The 21,750-nt window shown below is 69.7% G+C and carries 20 protein-coding genes and 1 tRNA gene; 13 read left to right on the top strand and 8 right to left on the bottom strand.

What is annotated here, in order from left to right:
- Positions 1-208: 208 nt before the first annotated feature.
- The 4 genes from AB0G28_RS05850 to AB0G28_RS05835 all read left to right on the top strand — a co-directional run bounded on the left by AB0G28_RS05850 (position 209) and on the right by AB0G28_RS05835 (position 4,289).
- Complete coding sequence (locus AB0G28_RS05850) at positions 209-1,288, top strand: Gfo/Idh/MocA family oxidoreductase (RefSeq protein WP_361083367.1); 1,080 nt, start codon at positions 209-211, stop codon at positions 1,286-1,288.
- Between the two features lie 51 nt (positions 1,289-1,339).
- Positions 1,340-2,119: an alpha/beta fold hydrolase gene (locus tag AB0G28_RS05845; protein WP_361083365.1), complete on the top strand. Its 780-nt coding sequence runs from the start codon at positions 1,340-1,342 to the stop codon at positions 2,117-2,119.
- A gap of 113 nt (positions 2,120-2,232) precedes the next feature.
- A complete protein-coding gene (locus AB0G28_RS05840; RefSeq protein WP_361083363.1) occupies positions 2,233-3,924 on the top strand; it encodes a bifunctional metallophosphatase/5'-nucleotidase in 1,692 nt (563 codons plus the stop codon).
- 38 nt (positions 3,925-3,962) lie between these two features.
- Positions 3,963-4,289, top strand: coding sequence for an MmcQ/YjbR family DNA-binding protein (locus tag AB0G28_RS05835; RefSeq protein ID WP_361083362.1), 327 nt, complete (start codon positions 3,963-3,965; stop codon positions 4,287-4,289).
- Here AB0G28_RS05835 and AB0G28_RS05830 read toward each other — a convergent pair.
- Together AB0G28_RS05830 and AB0G28_RS05825 are read right to left on the bottom strand one after the other, a co-directional pair.
- On the bottom strand, positions 4,282-4,806 hold the full coding sequence (locus AB0G28_RS05830) for a GNAT family protein (RefSeq protein ID WP_361083360.1): 525 nt from the start codon (positions 4,804-4,806) through the stop codon (positions 4,282-4,284). The genes AB0G28_RS05835 and AB0G28_RS05830 overlap by 8 nt on opposite strands.
- A 2-nt stretch (positions 4,807-4,808) precedes the next feature.
- Positions 4,809-5,186: a nitroreductase family deazaflavin-dependent oxidoreductase gene (locus AB0G28_RS05825; RefSeq protein ID WP_361083358.1), complete on the bottom strand. Its 378-nt coding sequence runs from the start codon at positions 5,184-5,186 to the stop codon at positions 4,809-4,811.
- A gap of 106 nt (positions 5,187-5,292) precedes the next feature.
- On the opposite strand from AB0G28_RS05825, the gene AB0G28_RS05820 reads away from it, so the two are divergent.
- On the top strand, positions 5,293-5,943 hold the full coding sequence (locus AB0G28_RS05820) for a hypothetical protein (RefSeq protein ID WP_361083356.1): 651 nt from the start codon (positions 5,293-5,295) through the stop codon (positions 5,941-5,943).
- 51 nt (positions 5,944-5,994) lie between these two features.
- Here AB0G28_RS05820 and AB0G28_RS05815 read toward each other — a convergent pair whose 3' ends face one another.
- On the bottom strand, positions 5,995-6,240 hold the full coding sequence (locus AB0G28_RS05815) for a hypothetical protein (RefSeq protein WP_361083354.1): 246 nt from the start codon (positions 6,238-6,240) through the stop codon (positions 5,995-5,997).
- A gap of 116 nt (positions 6,241-6,356) precedes the next feature.
- Here AB0G28_RS05815 and AB0G28_RS05810 point away from each other — a divergent pair, with 116 nt between their 5' ends.
- The 3 genes from AB0G28_RS05810 (at position 6,357) to AB0G28_RS05800 (ending at position 8,387) form a co-directional block, all read left to right on the top strand.
- The gene (locus AB0G28_RS05810) at positions 6,357-6,707 is read left to right on the top strand and encodes a YciI family protein (protein ID WP_361083352.1); all 351 of its coding nucleotides are present in this window, start codon (positions 6,357-6,359) and stop codon (positions 6,705-6,707) included.
- Positions 6,704-7,894, top strand: coding sequence for a DUF6596 domain-containing protein (locus tag AB0G28_RS05805; RefSeq protein ID WP_361083350.1), 1,191 nt, complete (start codon positions 6,704-6,706; stop codon positions 7,892-7,894). The genes AB0G28_RS05810 and AB0G28_RS05805 overlap by 4 nt, the downstream gene beginning before the upstream one ends.
- 100 nt (positions 7,895-7,994) lie before the next feature.
- Positions 7,995-8,387 (top strand): nuclear transport factor 2 family protein, encoded by a 393-nt coding sequence (locus AB0G28_RS05800; protein WP_361083349.1) that lies wholly within the window; start codon positions 7,995-7,997, stop codon positions 8,385-8,387.
- 50 nt (positions 8,388-8,437) lie between these two features.
- On the opposite strand, the gene AB0G28_RS05795 is transcribed toward AB0G28_RS05800, so the two are convergent.
- Positions 8,438-8,508, bottom strand: a tRNA-Gly gene (locus AB0G28_RS05795).
- A gap of 111 nt (positions 8,509-8,619) precedes the next feature.
- Here AB0G28_RS05795 and AB0G28_RS05790 point away from each other — a divergent pair.
- Both AB0G28_RS05790 and dcd read left to right on the top strand, forming a co-directional pair.
- Complete coding sequence (locus AB0G28_RS05790) at positions 8,620-9,813, top strand: oxygenase MpaB family protein (RefSeq protein WP_361083347.1); 1,194 nt, start codon at positions 8,620-8,622, stop codon at positions 9,811-9,813.
- 23 nt (positions 9,814-9,836) lie between these two features.
- Positions 9,837-10,418 carry a dCTP deaminase gene (gene dcd, locus AB0G28_RS05785; RefSeq protein WP_003058109.1) on the top strand — a complete coding sequence of 194 codons (582 nt, stop codon included), beginning with the start codon at positions 9,837-9,839 and terminating at the stop codon, positions 10,416-10,418.
- On the opposite strand, the gene AB0G28_RS05780 is transcribed toward dcd, so the two are convergent.
- Positions 10,415-11,608 carry an FAD-dependent monooxygenase gene (locus tag AB0G28_RS05780; protein WP_361083345.1) on the bottom strand — a complete coding sequence of 398 codons (1,194 nt, stop codon included), beginning with the start codon at positions 11,606-11,608 and terminating at the stop codon, positions 10,415-10,417. The two genes, dcd and AB0G28_RS05780, sit on opposite strands and share 4 nt — an antisense overlap.
- Before the next feature lie 73 nt (positions 11,609-11,681).
- Between AB0G28_RS05780 and AB0G28_RS05775 the strand changes: the two genes are divergently transcribed.
- From AB0G28_RS05775 to AB0G28_RS05765, 3 genes are all read left to right on the top strand, one after another.
- A complete protein-coding gene (locus AB0G28_RS05775) occupies positions 11,682-12,152 on the top strand; it encodes a MarR family transcriptional regulator (protein WP_361083343.1) in 471 nt (156 codons plus the stop codon).
- 75 nt (positions 12,153-12,227) lie between these two features.
- The gene (locus AB0G28_RS05770) at positions 12,228-16,739 is read left to right on the top strand and encodes a hypothetical protein (protein ID WP_361083341.1); all 4,512 of its coding nucleotides are present in this window, start codon (positions 12,228-12,230) and stop codon (positions 16,737-16,739) included.
- 156 nt (positions 16,740-16,895) lie between these two features.
- Positions 16,896-17,600, top strand: coding sequence for a CAP domain-containing protein (locus AB0G28_RS05765; RefSeq protein ID WP_361083339.1), 705 nt, complete (start codon positions 16,896-16,898; stop codon positions 17,598-17,600).
- A gap of 1 nt (position 17,601) precedes the next feature.
- On the opposite strand, the gene AB0G28_RS05760 is transcribed toward AB0G28_RS05765, so the two are convergent.
- From AB0G28_RS05760 to AB0G28_RS05750, 3 genes are all read right to left on the bottom strand, one after another.
- The gene (locus tag AB0G28_RS05760) at positions 17,602-18,600 is read right to left on the bottom strand and encodes a cation diffusion facilitator family transporter (protein WP_361083337.1); all 999 of its coding nucleotides are present in this window, start codon (positions 18,598-18,600) and stop codon (positions 17,602-17,604) included.
- A 17-nt stretch (positions 18,601-18,617) separates the two neighbouring features.
- Complete coding sequence (locus tag AB0G28_RS05755) at positions 18,618-19,076, bottom strand: DUF742 domain-containing protein (protein ID WP_361083335.1); 459 nt, start codon at positions 19,074-19,076, stop codon at positions 18,618-18,620.
- 318 nt (positions 19,077-19,394) lie between these two features.
- Positions 19,395-21,608 (bottom strand): (Fe-S)-binding protein, encoded by a 2,214-nt coding sequence (locus AB0G28_RS05750; RefSeq protein WP_361083333.1) that lies wholly within the window; start codon positions 21,606-21,608, stop codon positions 19,395-19,397.
- Positions 21,609-21,750: the final 142 nt, after the last annotated feature.

The raw sequence follows: 21,750 nt of genomic DNA, 5'->3' as shown, positions 1-21,750 counted from the left end.
TATGGATCTCGAACCGGGCGCCGCTTCGGTCGAAGAGCCGGACGGCGCGGACTCCCCTCGGCCACTCGGCTGACCCGTGTGGAGCCGATCGGCGTCACGCCGGTGATCGATGTCATGCGGACACAACCGGGATGCTCCTTGCGCCGGGCGGGGAATGCCCACGACGCTCTGCACGTCGGAGTCTTCGCAGGCGACGAAAGGAACGCTCATGGCACCGGTCCGGGTCGGCATCGTCGGGCTCAGCGCGAACGGCGGCTGGGCCGCGACCGCGCACGTGCCCGCGCTGGCCGCGGTGGAGGGCTACGAGCTCCGCGCGCTGAGCGGGAGCAGCGCCGAGTCGGCGCGGGTGGCCGGGGAGAAGTACGGCGTGCCGCTGACCTTCGGCGACGCCGGCGAGCTGGCCCGGCACCCGGAGGTCGACCTGGTCGTGGTCGCCGTGAAGGTGCCCGAGCACCGCGCGCTCATCGAGCCGGCGCTGGCGGCGGGCAAGCAGGTCCTGAGCGAGTGGCCGCTGGGCGTCAGCCTGGCCGAAACCGAGGCGCTGGCCGAAGCCGCCCGGGGCCGGACGACCGCGGTCGGCCTGCAGGGACGCTCGGCGCCGGCGTTGCGCTACCTGCGTGACCTCATCAAGGACGGTTACGTCGGCCGCGTGCTCTCGACGTCGCTGATCGCTTCGGGCGCGAACTGGGGACCGTCGGTGCGGGCGGGCCGCGACTACCAGCTGCACCCCGAGGGCGGGGCGACGATGCTGACCATCCCGTTCGCGCACACCGTCGACGCGCTCGCGATGGTGCTCGGCGGCTTCGGCGAGCTGTCGGCGACGATGGCGACCGTCCGGCCGCGGGTGCGCGACGAGGTCACCGGCGAGTCCGTCGCGATGACCGCGCCCGACCAGATCGCCGTCACCGGCGTGCTGACCGGCGGTGCCGTCGCGTCGCTGCACCTGCGCGGGGGGACGTCGCCGGCGACCGACTTCCACTGGGAGATCAACGGCACCGAGGGCACGCTGGTCGTCAACGCGGCGGACCCGCTGTTCTGGATCGCGAAGCTGACGTTGCGCGGAAGCCGGACCGGCACGCTCGAGAAGCTCACCGTGCCCGCCCGGTACGAGCTGCCGCAGCTGGCCGGGCGCAGCGCCGAGCCGTCGTACAACGTCGCGCACGCCTACGCGCGGCACCTCAAGGGCGACCTGCCGGACTTCGCGCACGCCGTGGGAGTGCACCGGGTCCTCGACGCCGTCCAGCGGTCGGCCGACACCGGGACCAGAGTCCGACCGGACGCAGAGTAACTGTTACCGGCGGTTGTAGCTTTTCCGCTACCCCGGCCTTACGCTCGGGTCATGGACGACGTTGTCTATGACCGCGCGGGCCGGGGCGAGCCGCTGGTGCTGATCCACGGCATCGGCCACCGCCGCCAGGCGTGGGCGCCGGTGTTTCCGCTGCTCACGCCCCATCGTGACGTCATCGCCGTCGACCTGCCCGGCTTCGGCGAGTCGCCCGAGCCGTCCGGCGGGTACGGCATCGAGCCCGCGCTGGTGATGTTCAAGGAGCTGTTCACCGACCTCGGGCTCGGCCGGCCGCACGTCGCCGGCAACTCGCTCGGCGGCCTGCTGTCGCTGGCCCTCGGGCAGGCCGGGCTGGTCCGCAGCGTCACGGCGTTGTCCCCGGCCGGGTTGTGGACGCGCAGGCAGAAGCTCTACGCGATCGCCGCGCTCAAGGCCCACCGCTCGCTGGCCCAGCGCACGCCACCGCACGTCGTGCGCCGCATCGCCGCGACGACGTCCGGGCGCAAGGCCCTGACCGGGATGATCGTCGGCCGGCCCGAGCGGCTGACCGTGGACGACGTCGTCGAGGACGCCCGCGCGCTGGCCACCGCACCGGGGTTCGAACCCACTGCCGCGCAGTCCCGTGGGGATTTCCGCTTCACCGGCCCGGTCACCGGCGTCCCGGTGACCATCGCGTGGGCCGAGCGCGACCGGATCCTCGCGCGGCCGCGCGTCGCCGAGCTGCGGAAAGTCGCGCCGGACGGCGTGTTCCGGCTGCTGCCGGCCTGCGGGCACGTGCCGATGAACGACGACCCCGAACTGGTCGCGAGGGTGCTGCTCGAAGGCAGCCGCTAGGTGACATTCGGTTTACGTCCGTCTTTTGACCCTGGTAGGTGACCGCTTCGCGAGGCAGAATCCTCCGCCGTGCGCCCGTTGGGGAACTTGGGCGCGAATCGGAGGAAACACGCATGAGGCTTTCAACCCGGCTCGTGGTGCTCGCCGCGGCCGCGCTGGCGACGACCGCGGTGACCACCGCACCCGCGTCCGCGGGCCAGCGCCCGGACCCCACCACCGACGTCCGGATCATCGGGTTCAACGACCTGCACGGCAACCTGGAGCCGCCGTCCGGCTCCAGCGGGCGGGTCGTGCAGTCGGACGGGACCACTGTGGACGCCGGCGGTGCCGCCTACCTGGCCACGCACGTGAAGCAGCTGCGTTCCCAGGTGCGCAACTCGTTCGTCGTGTCCGCCGGTGACAACATCGGCGCGTCGCCGCTGACCTCGGCGCTGTTCCACGACGAGCCGACCATCGACTTCCTGAACATGCTCGGCGTGAGCGCGTCCGTCGTCGGGAACCACGAGTTCGACGAGGGCTACAAGGAACTGCAGCGCATGCAGTTCGGCGGCTGCCACCCGACGGACGGCTGCCAGTTCCAGCCGACCTTCGCCGGGGCGAAGTTCCCGTTCCTCGGGTCCAATGTGTACTTCACCAACGGCCTGCCCGCGCTGCTGCCGTTCACCGTCAAGTTCGAGGGTGGCGTGCCGATCGGCGTCATCGGCGCCACGCTGAAGGACCTGCCGTCCGTCGTCACGCCGGAGGCGATCAAGGGCCTCAAGTTCGGCGACGAGGTCGAGGCGATCAACCGCACGGCGAACCTGCTCGACTACTTCGGCGTGAAGGCCCAGATCGTGCTGATGCACCAGGGTGACGGTACCGAGGTCGAGGGCCCGAACGACTGCAAGCTGCGGCCCGGCCCGGCCGCCGCGATCGCGGCCGCGGTGACGCCGAAGGTCGACGCGTTCTTCACCGGTCACAGCCACCAGCAGTACAACTGCGTGATCAACGACCCCGCGGGCCAGCCCCGGCCGGTCATCCAGGGTTCGTCGTTCGGCCGTCTGCTGTCGGTGATGGACCTGAAGATCAGCCTGAAGACGCGGGACGTCGTGCGGTCGCAGACCAAGGCGTTCAACGAGATCGTCACCCGCACGGTCACGCCGGACCCGGCCGTCGCGGCGCTGGTCGCCGACGCGAAGACCAAGTCGGCGCCGATCGCGAACAAGCAGGTCGGCACCATCACCGCAGACCTGCCGGCGGCGGGCAACGCGGCCGGTGAGTCGCCGCTCGGCGATGTCATCGCCGACGCGCAGCTGGCGGGCACGCAGTCGAACAACGCGGTCGTCGCGATCACCAACCCGGGTGGCATCCGCGCCGACCTGACGTACAAGTCGTCCGCGAACAACGAGGGCGACGGCGTGGTGACCTACGGCGAGGCGTTCACCGTCCAGCCGTTCTCGAACATCATGCAGACGATCACGCTGACCGGCGCGAACCTGAAGAACGTGCTGGAACAGCAGTGGACCGCGAGCGGCACGAAGATCCTGCAGATCTCGAGCTCGCTGCACTACACGTACTCGGCGGGCGCGCCGATCGGCTCGCGGGTCTCGAACATCACGGTGAACGGCACGCCGGTCGACCCGGCGGCGACGTTCCGCGTGTCGGTGAACAACTTCCTCGCCGCCGGCGGGGACGGCTTCACCGAGTTCACCAAGGGCACGAACCTATCGGGCGGCCCGGTGGACCTGGACGCGCTGGTCGCGTACCTGGGTGCCCACCCGAACCTGGCCCCGCCGGCGGCGGACCGGATCACCCGCCTGCCGTAGCTCCGGTTTCTCCAAGCCACCGGGTCGACAATGGACCCATGACGACCTGGGAAGACGTCGTTCGCCTCGCCTCCGGGCTGCCGGAGGTGGAGGCGACGACGTGGTATCGCACGCCCGCGCTGAAGGTCGCGGGCAAGGGTTTCGCGCGGCTGCGCACCGAGGCCGAAGGCGGCCTGGTGGTGATGTGCGGGCTCGACGAGAAGGCCGCGTTGCTGGATTCAGGCGACGTGGCCTTCTTCACGACACCGCACTACGACGGCCACGGCTCGATCATCGTCGATCTCGAGCGCGTGGACGTCGATCAGCTGCGTGAGCTGCTCGAAGAGGCGTGGCGGTCGAAGGCGCCTCGCCGTCTGCTCACTTGAGTTCGCCGCGCAGCATGCTCATGAGGATCATGTCGTGGCGGCGGCCGCCCTCGCCGACGAAGGCCTCGCGGTGCCGGCCCTCCTCCACGAACCCGACCTTCCGGTAGACGTGCCGGGCGCGCTCGTTCTCGGCGACCACCCAGAGCGTGATCATGTGCAGCCGCATGAAGTCGAAGCCGTAGCGGCACATCACGCGCAGCGCGTCGGTGCCGTAGCCGCCACCGTTGCGGTAGCCGGCGTCGCCGATGTAGATGTCCAGGTAGGCCTCGCCGACCTCGGGCTCGGCGTCGCGCAGGTCGACGATGCCGATCAGCTTTCCGTCGGCCTCGATCCCGAGGACCACCAGCTCGTAACTGTTGACCGGGCGTTCCTCGCCGCGCTTGCGATGCTGTGCGAGCGAGCGCGGGTAGCCGTTCTCCATCCACCGGCCGACCTCCGGGTCGGTCCCCCACGCGTGGATCTTGTCCGCGTCCTCCGGTTCGAGCGCACGCAGCCGGACGAGTTCCCCCTCGAGCATCGCTACTCCCGTTTCAACAGCAGAAAGTCGTTGACATCCAGCAGGCCGAGGATCTGCCGGATCGGGACCGGCATGGCCTGCCGCGAATCATCGTGCACGAGCTCGGCGCCGTGCACGTGAATATTTTCCCGCCGGGTGACCAGGGTGCAGCCGCCGGCGGCCAGCACGTTCTTCACCCAATCGGCGCCGGGCCCATAGGTCAGCGCGACGACGAAGCCGTCCTTCGTGCGGAAGACGTTGACCGGCGTGCGGAACTCGCGTCCGGACTTCCGTCCCTTGTGGACGACCATGGCGAACCCGGGCGCCCAGCCGGCGACGTGCCGGAGAACCTGATTGGTCGCTACGCGGTTGAAGCGGGCGACTCGCTTGGAGAGCACCATGGGATCATGATGACCCCGCGTGCGGGAGAGATCAACGATCGATGAATTAACCGATCGGGTGACCCCGGCTCCCGGCGCGGGCCGCGCCGATGGTGGGATATGGCGCATGTCGACCGAATGGCCGCTGCGCCAGGACCCCGAAGGGCCGGTCATCATCGCGCTGGCTCTGGTGAACGACCCGGACGCGCTGGGCTTCGTCGTGCTGGACGACGAGGACGACTGGTTCATCAGCGACGGTACCGAGCTGTCCGACGACGTGCTGGTCAACCGCGAGAGCTTCGGCAAGCTGTCGTTGCGCGAAGCCGTCGAGCTGTTGCCGCAGCTGGGCGCGCTGGCGGGCCTCCCGACGGGCATGGCCGCCGACTGGGACCCGGAGCGCCGCACGTGGCTGCTCTCGTCGGTGACCGGCTCCGACGACGAGGACGAGGACGTCCGGCTGCTCGCCCAGCGCCGCGCGGCCTGGAAGTACGAAGGCTCGCCGGACGACGAAGCCCAGATCAGCAGCGGCCTCACCGAGATCCCGACCGGCCCGCAGCAGCCGGTGCGCGCGGTCCGGCAGGTCGTCCGCGAGCAGGACGGCACCTGGCTGTTCGTCGGCTTCGAGGTCCCCGAGGCGGAGGACTTCGAGGTCGAGGGGCTGGAGCTGGAGCACGTCGCGAACCTGTACCCGGACGTGCGCAGCGTGCTCAAGGCCGCGCCGGGCCAGGTGTACGACCGCGCGACGCCGGACTCCGACTGGGAGCTCGTCGAAGGTTAGAGCGCGATCGGAAGGTGGAAGAGCCCCGTGTGATGGGGCTCGGCCGCCAGGTCAGCTCGGCTTCGGGCACGGCGAGCCGGGCCGGCGGCAGGCGGCGGAGCACGGGACGGCGGCGCGGTGCTGTGGGTCCTCCCGGGCCTTCACTGCTTCCTCCGGGTGGGTCAGCAGCGCGAGCGCGCCGGTCGAAATCAGCCCGACGGTCGTCTCGTGGCCGCCGATGAGGGTCAGGAAGGCCGTCGACGTCACCTCGTCCGCGGAAAGCGTGCCCGCGGCCTCCGGCGCGACCAGGTCGCTCATCAGATCGGTGCCCGGCGGACTTTTTCCGCGACAAGTGTCCCGGCGCGGCTTCGCCCGTTCGTCCTTACAGTGAGAACCGGCGATCGGCGCCGGTCAGAACCTGCGAGGAGCACGTCATGCCCCAGTACGCCGCGATCATCTACGCCACGGACATCGACCCGACCACGCCCGAGGCCACGGACATGATGAAGGACTACGACGAGTTCGGCGCGGGCGCCCGAGCCGTCATCCGCGGCGGCGCGGCCCTGTACCCGACGGCGACCGCGACGACGGTCCGCGTCACCGGCGGCAAGGGCGGCGACATCGTCACCAGCGACGGCCCGTACGCGGAGACGAAGGAAGCCCTCACCGGCTTCTACCTGCTCGAATGCGCCGACCTCGACGAGGCTGTCAAGGTCGCGGCGCGAATCCCGGGTGCCTGGGACGGCGCCATCGAGGTCCGGCCGGTCGTCGAATTCGGCAAGTGACCGGCGCCGGGGACGCGGTCGCGCGGCTGGTCCGGGACGAGGGCACCCGGGTACTGGCCACGCTGGTCCGCGTCACCGGCAGTGTCGACCTGGCCGAAGACGCGGTGCAGGACGCCGTCGTGCGCGCGCTGGAGACGTGGCCGCGCGACGGCGTCCCGGGCAACCCGCGCGGCTGGCTGCTGGTGGCGGCTCGCCGCCGCGCGGTCGACGTGGTCCGCCGCGAAGCGAAGCGGCTGGGGAAGGAGGCCGTCGCGATGCCGGCTGTCGATCCGTCCCCGGACCCGGTCTCGGTCCGTGACGACCTGCTGCGGCTGGTCTTCACGTGCTGCCACCCGGCGTTGTCGCTGGAGGCACAGGTGGCTTTGGCGCTTCGGACATTGGGCGGTTTGTCGACCGTGGAGGTCGCCCGCGCCCTGCTGGTCCCGGAAGCGACGATGGCGAAGCGGCTGACGCGCGCGAAGCAGAAGATCGCTCAGGCACGGATCCCGTACCGGGTGCCTTCGGCGGAGGAGCTGCCCGCGCGTCTTTCGGGGGTGGCGTCGACGGTGTACCTCATCTTCAACGAGGGCTACACGGGCCGCGTTTCGCTGCTTGCGGAGGGCGTCCGCCTGGCGCGCTTGCTGGCGTCCCTGATGCCGGACGAGCCGACGGCGCTGGGGCTGCTGGCGTTGGTGTTGCTGCAGGACGCCCGCCGTGCCGCACGGTTCCTCCCGGACGGCTCGCCGGTGTTGCTGGCAACGCAGGATCGTTCGTCGTGGGACGCGTCGCTGATCAAGGAAGGCGTCGAGCTGGTCGGCCGGGGCCTGCGCCGGACCCCGTCGGCGCCGAACGCGTACGTGGTCCAGGCCGCGATCGCGGCTTGCCACGACTTGGCGCCGTCGTACGAGGAGACGAACTGGGACGCGGTGATTTCCTGGTACGACGTGTTGCTGACGGTCCAGGACACCCCGGTGGTCAGGCTGAACCGCGCGGCGGCGGTGGCGGAACGGGACGGCCCGTCGGCGGCGTTGGCGCTGGTGGACGAGTTGCCGGGGTTGACGGAGTACCCATGGTGGCACGCATCGCGCGCGGAGTTGTTGCACCGCTTGGGTTCCCCGTCCGCTTTCGAGGCGTTGGACCGAGCGGTGGAGACGGGCTTGCCCGCCGCCCATGTGGCGCATTTACGCCACCGGCTGGGGCCGCCGTAGATGTCGGTGTTTTCCTTACCGCGCAGTGAAAAACCGGGGCCTTGACCGTGGTCCGGACGGGCGCGTTCGATGGACGGACGCCCTATCCGAGGAGGCCACAATGGCCGAACACCAGAACGCCACTCTCATCCGCCGGGGCTACGAGGCATTTTCCGCAGGCGACGTCGCCACGCTGTCGGAACTCCTCGCGCCGGACGCCGTCCAGCACATGCCCGGTCACAACGTGTTCTCCGGCGACCACAAAGGCCGCGACGCGATCCTGGCCATGTACGGACAGCTGGCCGAGCGCAGCGGCGGAACGCTGAAGGTCGAGCTGGAGGAGGTCTACGCGAACGACGAGGAAGTCATCACGGTCTACCACTCGACCGGCACGCGCAACGGGAAACAGCTGGACACCCGCCACGCCCTGGTCTTCCGCATGCGCGACGGCAAGGCGGCGGAACTGACGGACGTTTCGGCCGACGAAGCCGCCGACGACAATTTCTGGTCCTGACCTTCGAAAGCGAAAGGCCCCGGACTTTGAGTCCGGGGCCTTTCGTCGAGAGCGGATGACGGGAATCGAACCCGCGTATTCAGCTTGGGAAGCTGATGTTCTACCATTGAACTACATCCGCAGTGCGTCGCCAGCATACACGGCACCGTGATCCCCTTGTCCAGGACCCTCCCTCCTTGACGTCCGCGCGTCAAGTGACAACACTTGTTGTCGACTGGCGGAGGTGTGCGGCATGGACGAGCCCGAGCTGTTCCGGCAAGGCGGGTTCCGGCTGGCCCAGCGGCTGTTCATCGAAGGGGACATCCGCGGTGACGACCGGCAGGTCGCGCGGCTGCGGGAGTTCGCCCAGGTTCAGGACCGGCTCGCGGACGACGTCGTCGCCTGGATGGCTCAGCAGCCGAAGGGGCACGGGCGCAAGCTCTTCGAAGACGCCCTGGTGAACCGGGCCAATGCGACCGGGCCGCTCAAGGACTTCTTCGACCAGGTCGATGCCAAGCCTTACTGGGTCGATGACGAACGGCTCGAGCGCGGTGCGAAAGCCATCACCCGGGCCGGGTTGCTGGGGCTCTTTCCGCTCGGCGACATGTCGCTGATGGGCGGTTACCTTGCCTCGCGTGCCACGAAATCGCTGGTCGGGACCGGTGAGATCGAATACAAGGCCACCCGGCGGCTCGTCGAGACCGCCGCCTGGTGGATCGACGTCACCACGCCCGGTGCCCTCAAGCACGGGGCGAAGGGGTACGCCTCCGCGCTCCGGATCCGGCTCGTGCACGCCCACGTGCGCGCCGCGATGAACCGGCGGGACGACTGGGACTACGAGGCCTGGGACCGGCCCGTCAACCAGGTGCAGACCGCTGGGACGTTGCTGCTCTTCTCGCTCGTCTACGTCTTCGGCACGCAGTTGCTCGGGCTGCGCTACTCCGCCCGCGAGCGCGGTGACATCCTGCACCTCTGGCGCTACATCGGCTGGCTGATGGGCGTCGACGACGAGTTGCTGCCCACCTCGGAAGAGGACGCCTGGCGCCTGCTGTGGCTGCTCGCGGCGACCGAGTTCATCCCCGATGACGACTCGAAGCGGCTCGCCAAGGCGTTGATCGAGGCCAACGGCGCCGTCGGCGAAGGGCGTGGGGCCGTCGGGAAGGTGCTCTCGCACGTCTCCGTCGCCGTGCACTCGTCGATCAGCCGGCTCGTGCTCGGGAAGACCAACGCCGACTTCCTCGGGCTGCCGAACGATCCGGTCGCGCAGGCCGCGATCGTCGCCGTCGCCGGGGTCAACTTCGCCGCCGAGACCGTGCGGCGGTTCATCCCCGGGGCCACCGCGCTGCAGGAACTGATCGGCCAGGCCGGGCGCCGCGGGTACGTGAAGCGGCTCGAGAAGATCTTCGCGCCCGACACCACCTACGCGCAGCACATGCGGGCGGCCTGACCCCACCGGATAGGCTTCGAGCCGTGCTGCTCAGTGACCGTGACCTCCGCAAAGAGCTCGACGCCGGCCGGCTCGGCATCGACCCCTTCGATGCCGGCATGGTCCAGCCGTCCAGCATCGACGTCCGGCTCGACCGGTTCTTCCGCGTCTTCGACAACAGCAAGTACACCCACATCGACCCGCAGCTGCAGCAGGACGAGCTGACCTCCCTGGTCGAGAAGGAGGGCGACGAGCCCTTCGTGCTGCACCCCGGCGAGTTCGTGCTCGGGTCGACGTTCGAGCTCGTCACCCTGGCCGACGACCTGGCCGGCCGCCTCGAGGGCAAGTCCTCGCTCGGGCGCCTCGGGCTGCTCACGCACTCGACCGCCGGGTTCATCGACCCCGGCTTCTCCGGGCACATCACCCTGGAGCTGTCGAACGTCGCGAACCTGCCGATCACGCTCTGGCCCGGCATGAAGATCGGCCAGCTGTGCATCTTCCGGCTGTCGAGCTCCGCCGAGCACCCGTACGGCTCGAGCGAGGCCGGGTCCCGCTACCAGGGGCAGCGCGGCCCGACCCCGAGCCGGGCCTACAAGAACTTCCACCGCGTGGACACCTGGCGCTAAGCCGCGACCTTCTCGTCCCACTCGATGTGGTGGTTCCACATGAAGGCGTTCGGGTCCTCGTCGAACGGCTTCGAGAACGCCCGCTTGATGAAGAAGTCGCGGACGACCCGCCCGACCGGGCCGATGACCTTCTGGTCGCCGTTGCGCTTGCCGGCCGCGACCACCGCTTCGACGCGCCCGCGCCGCAAGCTCTCGTACGTCGCCAGCGCGCGTTCGACGTCAGGCACATCGCGGAGGCATTTGCCCAGCGTGACGGCGTCTTCGATGGCCATCGAGGCGCCCTGACCCGCCGCCGGTGACGTCGCGTGGGCCGCGTCGCCGATGATCACCATGCGGCCGCGGTGCCAGACCGGGACCGTCGGGAAGTCGTACGTCGGCCAGGCCGGGTAGAGCTCGCGCGTCGCGCGGATGATCTCCGTCGCCGGTGTCCGGTCGCGCGCGACCAGGTCCAGCAGCTCCGACCGCAGCTTCTGCCCGGCGAGCGTCGCCAGTTCGGACGCGGTCGGCTCGGTCTTGCGGGCCGGGTTCGCGAACCACCAGACGCGGCCGTCCGGGCTGACGACGTGGCAGAAGAACACCCGCTTGCCGAACACCATGTTCAGCACGCCCGGCTCGTCGGGCAGGTCCAGGCCTTCGGCGAACCCGCCGGTGTTCAGCAGGGGGACGTACCGCGGTGACGGCGCGTCCGGGTCGATGATCGTGCGGACCCGCGAGCGGAGGCCGTCGGCGCCGATCAGGAGGTCGCCTTCGGCGTGCGAGCCGTCCGAGAAGGTGGCCTTGACCTGCGAAGACGTCTGACTCGCGCCGATCAGGCGCTTGCCGTACTCGGCGTGGATCCCGCGTCGCGCGGCTTCGTCGCGCAACGCGACGTAGAGGTCGGAGCGCAGGACGGTCTGGCTCACCGTGCCGTCCGGCAGCGCGCCGCCGAGGGGGAACTCGGCCAGCCGGGTGCCGTCGCCGAGCGCGATCGACATCCGCGGCGAGTCGAAGCCCGCGCTTTTGACCACGTCCTTCAGGCCGAGCGGGAGCAGCGCGTCCAGGCCGTTCACCGCCAGTGTCAGGAACGCGCCGACGCCTTCGGCGGTCCGGTCGTACGCCTCGAACAGCAGCGGCTCGTGCCCGGCTTCGTGCAGGGCGATCGCTGTGATCGTCCCCGCGATGCCGCCCCCGATGATCAGTGCCCGTGTCATATCCTTCGACCCCTCAAATCTCTTAGAAAGTAATTCGTTCTATCGAACTAAAGAGTGGGCTAGGCTGGCCACCGTGTCAAGCGAGCGAGCGAAACTGGTCGAAGATGTCCTGCTCAGGTCGCGGGAGCTGTCGACGGAGACGGTCATGTTCCACACGGCGATCTCCGAGACCCGGGGACTGTCGGCGGTGGAGAGCAAGGTCCTCGACTACCTCGCGCGGTTCGGGCCGCAGACGCCGAAGGACCTCGCGCGGCTTTCGGGGCTCGCGCCCGCGTCGGTGACCGCGATGATCGACCGGCTGGAGAGCAAGGGCATCGTCAACCGCGAGCCGCACCCGGACGACCGGCGCAAGATCCTCATCTCGCTGGACCTGCAGGCCATCGCGAGCGGCGTGCACCTGTGGGACCACCTCGTCAAGGGCATGCACGAGCTCTGCGGCCGCTACAGCGACGACGAGCTCCGGACGATCATCGGGTTCGTCCAGGCCGCCACCGCTCTCACCCACGAGTCGACGGCGAAGCTGACCGGCGCCACGAACGAGTGAGTTTGAAGGCGTAAGACCGGCTCTCGTGCCACGCTCCCAAGGTCGTCTCGGCCCCGGAGGTGGCGAGGAGTGCCGTTGCCCGAAAGACCGCTTCGCCCGATTCTCGTGCTGGCATTGGTCTTCCTGGCCTCGGCTTTCGTGCCCGCGGCGGGCGCGGCCGCCGCGTCGCCCTTCAAGGTGGGCTACGACGCCGTGCTCTACGGCGACTTCCTCTACGCGGGCAACGGCGTCCTGCGCTGCCCGGTCGCCGCGGACGGCGCGCCGACCGCCGGTCCGGTCGCCACCCCCGCGGCGTGCGCGAACACCGCGGACCGCAAAGACACCATGGCCAACGACGACTTCTTCATGCAGTGGGCCGACATCGACGCCGACCCGGGCACCTTCGACTCGGCCAGCGCGTCGGTGAGCGTCCCGCCCGGCGCGAAGATCGTCTTCGCCCGCCTGAACTGGGCAGGCAACACGACGACGTGCGATTCCGGCAAGGCCGTGACTCTGCCGCCCGGGACGCCCGCGAAGCAGCAGGTTCGACTGTCGGTCGGCAGCGCGAAACCCGTCGACCTGGCGCCCGAGGGCTACGCCGAAGACGCGGGCTACTACTCGGCTCACGCCGACGTGACCGGCCGGTTCGCGAACGTCCCGACCGGAACCGCGCTCGACCTGACGCTCGGCAACGTCTGGGCCCCCAAGGGCTTCGGCTGCGTCGGCGGCTGGTCGATCGCACTCGTCTACGCCTACCCCGAGCGCAACGCCGACTACGCGCCGGACAAGCGCAAGGTGGTCGTCTACGACGGGCACGTCCGGCAGGCCGCCGGCGCCCCGGCCGCCGAGACGGCGATCACCGGCTTCCGAGCCGCGGCCGCCGACGCGCACCTCGGCGTCACCGCGTACGACGGCGACTGGGGTGCGTCCGGCGACCAGTTCCTGGTCGACGGAACACCCGCGGCCGAGCCCTCGACCGGCGGCACGTCGAACTTCTTCGTCGCGAACGCGGACAACGCCGCGGCCCCGGGTGTGAAGAACAACTTCAACGTCGACGCCAAGGCGTTCAACGTCGACAGCATCGCCGCCGGCGCGACGAGCACCAAGCTCGGCTTCGTGACCAGCGGCGACACCTACCTAGCGCAGAACCTCGCGTTCTCGGTGCCGGTGCCCGACCTCCGGGTCGCCGTGCGTCCGGACCGGCCGAAGACGCACGCCGGTGAGCCGGTCACGTTCACGGTCGCCGTGACCAACCCGGGCAGCGTCCCGGCGTCCGGTGTGCAGGTCACCGCCGACGCCGTCCCGGACTGCGCGAGGTCACTCGGCACGCTCGACCCCGGCCGGACGGCCGGCTACACCTGCACCGGAACCGCCCCGGCGGCCAATTTCACGAACGAGTTCGAGAACACCGTGAAGGCGACCGGCACAAGCGCACTCGGCGACGCGCTCGACGGCGTGGCCACCGCCCGCGTCGACGTCCTGCACCCGGCACTCGGCCTCACCAAGACGGCCGACCGGCCCGCCTACCGCGCCGGCGACACGGCGACGTTCACGATCACCGCCACGAACACCGGCGACACCGGTCTCTCCGATTTGCAGGTGACCGACCCGAAGACGCCGTCGTGCACGCAGTCGCCGTCCGGCACGCTCGCCCCCGGCGAAAGCCGCACGTGGGAGTGCACGGCGAAGGCGCCGATCGCCGACGGCGTCAACACGGCGGCCGCCGCGGGCCGCGACGAACTCGGCAAGCAGGTCACGGCCACCGCCGACGCGCCCGCGCCGACGATCGCCCCCGCCGTCGAGGTCACCACGACCGCGGACCACCCGGTGATCCACGCCGGTGACACCGTCACCTGGACGGTCGCCGTGCGCAACACCGGCGACAGCCCGCTCGCGCCGGTCAAGGTCACCGACGACACGACGGCGTCGTGCTCCCGCACTTTCGCCGGCCTGGCCGCGGGCGCGACGCAGACGTACACGTGCACGGCGAACCCGTCCCGGACCACGAGGTCCCAGGTGACCGCCACCGGAACCGACCTGAGCGGCCGGCCCGTGACCGCCACCGCCGCGGCCACCGTCACGGTGATCACCCCGGCGCTGACGCTCGCGAAGGACGCCACGCCGGCCGTCGCCCGCGCCGGCGACCCGATCACCTTCACGATCACCGTCGCCAACGCGGGCGACGCGCCGCTGACCGAGGTCGCCGTCACCGACGACCGCACGCCGGCCTGCGCCAAGGCGATCGGCGCATTGCCACCGCAGGGCACACAGACGTACACGTGCACCGCACCCGCACCGGCCGACGACTTCGCCACCACGGCCACCGCCACCGGCCAGGACCAGCTCGGCCGCACGGTCAAGGTCACCGACGACGCCGTGGTCGACGTCATCCACCCCGCGGTCGCGCTGGCCGTTCGGGCCGCACCCGCCCAGGTCCGCGAAGGCGGCACGGTGACCTGGACGATCACCGCCGCCAACACCGGCGACGTGCCGCTCACCGGCGTCACGGTCGCGGACGACCAGGTGGCCGAGTGCGCGAAGCCGCTCGCCACGCTTCAGCCGCGGGCGGAGCAGACCTACACGTGCACGACCGTCGCGGGCGCCACGGGCTTCACGAACAAGCCGGCGGTGACGGGCACCGATCCGACCGGCCGCCCGGTCGAGGCGACCGCCGAGGCAGGGTTCGTCGTGCAGCACCCGGCTGTCGCGATCACCGCGGACGTCGTCGGCGGGCCGTTCCGCGTGGGCGACACCGTGCCGTTCCGGATCTCCGTGCGCAACACCGGTGACGTGCCGCTGACCGGTCTCCGCGTAACGGACGCACAAGCCAGGAGCACGCAGGTCGCGGACGCGCAGGCCACAGGTCCGCAGGCCCAGCCGACCGCGGGAACGCGACCGAGCACGTCAGGTCCGCACACACGAGTCACCGGCTGCACCCAGACAGTCGACGGCCCGCTCGAACCCGGCGCCACCCGTGACTTCGGCTGCACCGTCACCGCCCCGGCCGACGACTTCACCCGCACCGTGCGAGTCACCGCCACCGCACCGGTCGGTCCGGACGTCGCCGCCTCCGCGAACGCCGCCGTGGACGTGATCCACCCGGCCGTCGCGATCACCAGGACCGCTGATCCGAAGGTGGTCCGCGCAGGCGACACCGTGACGTCGGCGATCACCGTCACGAACACCGGCGACAGCGTGCTGCGGGACGTTTCCGTGGCCGATCCGCTGGCCCCGGACTGCACCCGCTCCCTGGGCTCGCTCGAACCCCAGGTGAAGCAGACCTACAGCTGCACCCAAGTCGCCGGCGAAGCCGACTTCGCCGCCACCGCGAAAGTGACCGGTACGGACGCCACGAACCGTCCGGTGACAGCCACCGCCGAGATACCGGTCGACGTCATCCACCCGGCGGTCTCCATCACGAACGACGCCACGCCCGCGCAGGTCCGGCCAGGCGACACAGTGACGTTCACCCTCGTCGTCGCGAACACCGGCGATGTCCCACTGACCGACGTGTCCGTTGTGGACAGTCGCACTCCGGCGTGCGCTCAGACCATCGGCACCCTCCTTCCCGGCGCCCGGCAGCGCCACTCCTGCAAGGTAAACGCCGGCACCGACAATTTCGTGAGCTCCGCGACCGCAACTGGCACCGATCCGACGAACCGCCAGGTCAGCGCGACCGACGACGCGTCCTACACCGTGCTCCACCCCGGACTGGCGGTCGCCCAGGAGATCCACGGTGGACCCTTCCGCCCCGGCGACACCGTGACGTCGACGATCACCGTGACCAACACCGGCGACGTCCCGCTGACCGCCGTCGAGGTCACCGGCGGACCGTCCTGCGCCAAGACCTTCGACAAGCTCGAAGCCGGCACCGCGCAGAAGTTCGGCTGCACGACGACCGCCCCGGCCGACGACGTCACAAGCACCGCGAAGGCCACCGCGACCGCGCCCGTGGGTCCACCGCTCGAAACAACGGACACCGACAAGATCGACGTCATCCACCCGGCCGTGCAGCTCACGGTGGACGCCCCGCCCAAGACGGTCCAGGTGGGCGACGAAGTCACCTTCACCGTGGTCGTCCGCAACACCGGCGATGTCCCGCTGAGCAAGGTGTCCATTGTGGACGATCAAGCGTGCGCGAAGAAGTTCGACAGCCTGGCGACGGGCGCGACGGAGACGTACAACTGCACCCGAAAAGCGCCCGACGACGACTTCGCGGAAGCCGTCGAAGTAACTGGAATCGACCCAACCGGTCGCCCGGTGCAATCGGCCGATGACGCGAAAGTCGACGTCATCCACCCCGAGATCGCGCTGATGAAGGACGCCACGCCGTACGAAGTGCGCCAAGGGGAGATTGTCACGTTCTCGATCCTGGTGAAGAACACCGGCGACGTGCCGCTCACCGCCCTGTCCGTCGTGGACGACCACACGCCGGCGTGTGCGCACACCGGGCCTGACCTGGTCGTGGACGCGGAAACCACCTATACCTGCACGACGATCGCGGGCAGGGAAGGCTTCACGGGCAAGGCGACCGTCACCGCGCAGGACCTGAACGGCCGCTCGGTGACCGCGTCCGGCGAAGCGACCTTCGTCGTGCGAAGCGGCTGAACGGAGTAACGAGCAAGCGGCCGTTTGCCGCGAAATCCGTACCTGTCGCCGAAAAGCGTGGCCCCGAAAATGTGACCAGTGCGTTCGTGGGGTTCTCGCTGTAATCGTTCCGTGATACGTTCCTGCGCCGTGTCCCCCATTGGTGAACGTGCTCGCGTGGTGATGGTGTCACTCAGTGTGCTGCTCGGCGTTTTTTCCGCCGCGGCAGGCACCTGGATGGCGACCGCGGAAGGAAACACCGCAGAGCTCGGCGCCGCGGCCCTGGTGCTGCCGAACGCCCCCGCGGGTTCCGGTGGCACCAGCGGAACCGAACTTTCCGGCGGTCAGGTCCAGACCACTGCGACCGAAAAACCCGCCGTGCCGACGACCTCGGCACCGGCCCCGACGACGTCCAGCGCGGCGCCGGCCCCGCAGCCGGCGACGTCCGAGACCCCGCAGCCGGCGACGTCCGAAGCGCCGGCGCCGACCACCAAAGCCGCGGCGCGCGTCGCTCCCTCGGTCACCGCCCAGGTCATCTCGCGGGTCAACGACGAACGGGCGAAGGCCGGCTGCGCGCCGCTGGCCGAGGAACCGCACCTCACGAAGGCCGCGCAGGACTACAGCGACCAGATGTCGGCCGGCAACTTCTTCTCCCACACCAGCCCCGACGGCACCACGTTCGACCAGCGCATCAAGAACGCCGGCAACTCGAAGCCGGGTGCGGAGAACATCGCGAAGGGGCAGACGTCCGCGGAGCAGGTCATGGACGCGTGGATGAACTCCGAAGGCCACCGCGCGAACATCCTCAACTGCTCGCTCACCAAGATCGGCGTCGGCCTCACGACGGCGGGCTGGTACTGGGTCCAGGACTTCGGCTACTGACTCACGAGCTCTTGCTCCAGCGCTCGGCGATGTCGCCGTAGCGGGCCAGGACCGTCGCCCGCAGGTCCGGATCGGACCGCGGCACCGGTTCGATGAACACCTCGGTGACGTCGTGGAACGTGTCGGTCAGCTCGCCGGCGAGCCGGACGCAAGCGCGTTCGAGGTCCGCCGCCCCGAGCGAGTCGTCGAAGTCGACGCGGGTGCAGACCAGCACCTGGTCGGTGCCCATCAGCATGGTCTGCAGGTCCACCACGATCTCGATCTCCGGCGCGGCGGAGAGGTGGTCGCGGATGGCGCGGACCAGCTTCGGGTCGGCCTGGCGCCCGACGAGCAGGCCGCGGTTGGTTCGGCCGAGCAGGTACGCGACACAGGCGAGCAGCACGCCGATGGCGATCGACGCGACGCCGTCCCAGACCTCCGAGCCGGTGAGCTGGTGCAGCCCGATACCGCCGAAGGCGAGCAGCAGGCCGACCAGCGCGGCCGAGTCCTCGAACAGCACGGTTTTCGGCGTCGGGTCGTCGATCAGCTTCAGGTAGGTCCACAGCGAGCGGTTCTCGGCCTTGGACTCCCGGACGACCTGGCGTACGGCCTGGACCCACGACGTGCTTTCGAGCAGGAACGCCACGGCCAGGACGATGTAACTGAGCACCGACGTGCTCTGCGCTTCGCCGTGGCCGAGCACGGTCGACACGCCTTCGTAGAGGGCGAACATCGCGCCCGAGGCGAAGATCGAGACGGCGGCGAGCAGCGACCAGAAGTAGCGTTCCTTGCCGTAGCCGAAGGGGTGGACGCGGTCGGCCGGGCGTGCCGAGCGTTTCAACGCCGTCAGCAGCAGGACCTCGGTGATCGTGTCGGCCACCGAGTGGGCCGCTTCGGACAGCATCGCGCCGGAGCCGCTGATGATCCCCGCGATCAGCTTCATGACGGCGATCGCCAGGTTCACCCCGCCGGCGAGCAGGACGGTCAGGGTGCTTTCGCCACCGGAATTTTCCTCGCTCACCTGAGTGAGCGTAATGGTCAGAGGCGCCGCAGGCCGTGCAGAACGCGCTCCATGAGCGCCACCGCCGGGCGGCCCTCGGCGTTGACGCGGTTGTCGTGGATGGTCACCAGGCCCTGCTCGGCCATGTCGTCCAGCAGCACCCGGACGACGCCGAGTGGCACGCTGAGCGTGGCCGCGACCTCGGCGACCGAGCGTGGCTGGTGGCAGAGGGTGCGGACCGAGCGGAACTCGCCGGTCAGCCGCGCGCCGTTCCAGTGCGCGCCCGCGCGCGTCGAGACGAGCGCTTCGATCGCGAGGTGCCGCCGCGACTGCGTCCGGCCGCGCGTGAGGACGTACGGGCGGACCAGTGTCCGCTGGGTGGGAACCGGATCTTCGGGGTCCGGGACGGGGAGCCGGTCGTCGGGGAAGGTGTCGTCGTCGGGGAAGGTGCGAAGTGCGTGCCGCCCGGTCGTCGTGCTCCGCCGGTCCTCGGGCATTCGTGCCGCCCCCTGTTTCTGTGATCGTCAAAGGTGCCCTCGCTGGCAACGGCGGCGGCGAGGAAAGGCCAGGATACGCCGGTTGTCCAGAGTTGCGGCGCTCGTTTGTCCTTGGCCTGATGGGCCATTTCGGTGATTATTGTGAACATGTTTCGTGAAAACGATTACCCCGACGAAATCCCAGCTAGCGGGCGGTCTGGGCATCGAGAACTGCTTCCGTGACAACCTGTAGTTGATCAACTACGAAATTCGGGACGCGCCACGAAAACGGCCCCGGCCAGGAAGTCTGACCGGGGCCGTGCGTTTTCGAGAAATGTGTCACTCCTCCGCGAGCGACGGCGCTCCGAGGGCGATCGGCTTCGGTTCCGGCTTGCGCTTGACCGACTCCAGCAGCATCTGCGCGACGTCGACGATCTCGACCTTCTCGCTCGCGCTGCCGTCGGCCTGGCGCGCGGTGAGGCCGTCGTTCAGCATCACCTTGCAGAACGGGCAGCCGGTGGCGATCTTCGACGGCGCGGTGCCGAGCGCCTCGTCGACGCGCTCGACGTTGATCCGCTTGCCGATCTTCTCTTCCATCCACATCCGCGCGCCGCCGGCGCCGCAGCACATCGACTTGTCGCCGTGCCGCGGCATCTCGCGCAGCTGCGCGCCCGTCGCGCCGACCAGCTCACGCGGCGCCTCGTACACCTTGTTGTGGCGGCCGAGGTAGCACGGGTCGTGGTAGGTGACGTCCTCGGCGACCGGTGCCACCGGCACCAGCTGCTTCTCGCGCACCAGGCGGTTCAGCAGCTGCGTGTGGTGCACGACGTCGAACTGGCCGCCCAGCTCCGGGTACTCGTTGGCGAGGGTGTTGAAGCAGTGCGCGCAGGTCACGACGACCTTGCGGGCCTTGCGCTCGCGGCCCTCGAACACCGAGTTCAGCACCTCGACGTTCTGCTGGGCGAGCATCTGGAACAGGAACTCGTTGCCGGCGCGGCGGGCCGGGTCGCCGGTGCAGGACTCCTCCGAGCCGAGCACGGTGTACTTGACGCCCGCCATGTGCAGCAGCTCCGCGACCGCCCGCGTCGTCTTCTTCGCGCGGTCCTCGAACGCGCCGGCGCAGCCGACCCAGAACAGGTACTCGGCGTCGCCGAGGTCGCCGTCGAACACGGGCACCTCGAAGTCGAGGTCCTCGGTCCAGGCCAGCCGGTCCTTGGCGTTCTGGCCCCACGGGTTGCCCTTGTTCTCCAGGTTCTTGAACATGCCGTTCAGCTCGCTCGGGAACGACGACTCGATCATCACCTGGTAGCGGCGCATGTCGACGATGTGGTCGACGTGCTCGATGTCGACCGGGCACTGCTCGACGCAGGCGCCGCAGCTGGTGCAGGACCACAGGACGTCGGGGTCGATGACACCGCCGTCGTCGCCGATCAGCGCCTTCTGGGACTCGGCGATCGCGAGGACGTCGATCCCCGCGTACATGTTGTCCCCGGACAAGCCGATCTCGTCGCCGGCCATGTCGCGCTTGCCGCCGGCCAGCAGGTACGGCGCCTTCGCGTAGGCGTGGTCACGCAGCTGCGTGATGACCAGCTTCGGCGACAGCGGCTTGCCGGTGTTCCACGCGGGGCACTGCTCCTGGCAGCGGCCGCACTCGGTGCACGTCGAGAAGTCGAGCCAGCCCTTCCAGCTGAAGTCCTCGATCTTGCCGACGCCGAAGGTGTCCTCGTCGGGGTCGGCTTCCTCCAGGTCGAGGACCTTGCCGCCGCTCATCATCGGCTTGAGCGCGCCCAGGGCGACGCCGCCGTCGGCCTCGCGCTTGAAGTAGATGTTGAAGAAGGCGCTGAAGCGGTGCCACGCGATGCCCATGGTCATCGTGCGCGCGACGACGATCAGCCACACCGTGGCGCTCATCAGCTTGACGAACGCGAACACCGTGACCAGGTTCGGGCTGGCCGGCAGCAGGTGTCCGAGCGGGTTCGAGACGAAAGCGGCCCAGGTCGGCGTCTCGTGCGCGCCGAGCGCGGCCTTCGCGGCGCGGACGCCGAGGATGCCGATGCCTTCGATCAGGACGACGGCCTCGATGAAGTACGCCCACTTGAAGTTGGAGCCCTGGAAACGCGACTGGCGGTCGGCGCGGCGCGGGTGGTTGCGCTGGCGGATCGCCATCAGCACCAGGATGCCGACGATCGTGCCGAGCCCGAGCAGCTCCATGAGCAGCTGGAACGGCGGGAAGTCGTCGAGGATCGGCCAGCCCCAGGTCGGCACGAAGACCTCGCCGTAGGCCTCGAACAGGGCGAGCGAGCCGAGCAGGAAGCCCCACATGACCAGCCAGTGGGCCGGGCCGACGCTGCGCTTGCGGTTCATCCGCGTGTGCGCGGCGAACTCCTTGATCAGCGTCTTCATGCGCGCCGCGAACGGCCCGTTGCGCGTCGAGTCGGGCTGCCCGAGCCGGATCACCCGCACGAAACGGGCGATCGTCGCGGCGAACATGCCCCAGGCGACGAGGCCGAGCACGACGGAGAGCCCGCCGAGCGTCAGTTGGAGAGCGCCCATCGTTCGGGTGCCTTTCGTCCGGATCAGAACTGTGGTGGTGCCGGGAGACTAACCTTCCTTACTGATGAGTAACCCGTTGAGTGGCCTTAAGTCCCACCGATGTGGTGTACGTCGCTCTTTGTTTTGGGACGATCGTTCAGAT

It is taken from the genome of Amycolatopsis sp. NPDC021455 (assembly GCF_040640995.1).
Taxonomy (GTDB): Bacteria; Actinomycetota; Actinomycetes; order Mycobacteriales; family Pseudonocardiaceae; genus Amycolatopsis.
This window is presented reverse-complemented; position numbering and strand designations above follow the sequence as displayed.

Excerpts from the sequence above, each read along its gene's own strand:
- AB0G28_RS05810 (WP_361083352.1), top strand. The coding sequence starts at position 6,357 with ATGCCCCAGTACGCCGCGATCATCTACGCCACGGACATCGACCCGACC.
- AB0G28_RS05750 (WP_361083333.1), bottom strand. The coding sequence starts at position 21,608 with ATGGGCGCTCTCCAACTGACGCTCGGCGGGCTCTCCGTCGTGCTCGGC.
- AB0G28_RS05835 (WP_361083362.1), top strand. The coding sequence starts at position 3,963 with ATGACGACCTGGGAAGACGTCGTTCGCCTCGCCTCCGGGCTGCCGGAG.
- AB0G28_RS05800 (WP_361083349.1), top strand. The coding sequence starts at position 7,995 with ATGGCCGAACACCAGAACGCCACTCTCATCCGCCGGGGCTACGAGGCA.
- AB0G28_RS05815 (WP_361083354.1), bottom strand. The coding sequence starts at position 6,240 with ATGAGCGACCTGGTCGCGCCGGAGGCCGCGGGCACGCTTTCCGCGGAC.
- AB0G28_RS05825 (WP_361083358.1), bottom strand. The coding sequence starts at position 5,186 with ATGGTGCTCTCCAAGCGAGTCGCCCGCTTCAACCGCGTAGCGACCAAT.
- AB0G28_RS05780 (WP_361083345.1), bottom strand. The coding sequence starts at position 11,608 with ATGACACGGGCACTGATCATCGGGGGCGGCATCGCGGGGACGATCACA.
- AB0G28_RS05790 (WP_361083347.1), top strand. The coding sequence starts at position 8,620 with ATGGACGAGCCCGAGCTGTTCCGGCAAGGCGGGTTCCGGCTGGCCCAG.
- AB0G28_RS05840 (WP_361083363.1), top strand. The coding sequence starts at position 2,233 with ATGAGGCTTTCAACCCGGCTCGTGGTGCTCGCCGCGGCCGCGCTGGCG.
- AB0G28_RS05845 (WP_361083365.1), top strand. The coding sequence starts at position 1,340 with ATGGACGACGTTGTCTATGACCGCGCGGGCCGGGGCGAGCCGCTGGTG.
- AB0G28_RS05755 (WP_361083335.1), bottom strand. The coding sequence starts at position 19,076 with ATGCCCGAGGACCGGCGGAGCACGACGACCGGGCGGCACGCACTTCGC.
- AB0G28_RS05820 (WP_361083356.1), top strand. The coding sequence starts at position 5,293 with ATGTCGACCGAATGGCCGCTGCGCCAGGACCCCGAAGGGCCGGTCATC.
- AB0G28_RS05850 (WP_361083367.1), top strand. The coding sequence starts at position 209 with ATGGCACCGGTCCGGGTCGGCATCGTCGGGCTCAGCGCGAACGGCGGC.
- AB0G28_RS05830 (WP_361083360.1), bottom strand. The coding sequence starts at position 4,806 with ATGCTCGAGGGGGAACTCGTCCGGCTGCGTGCGCTCGAACCGGAGGAC.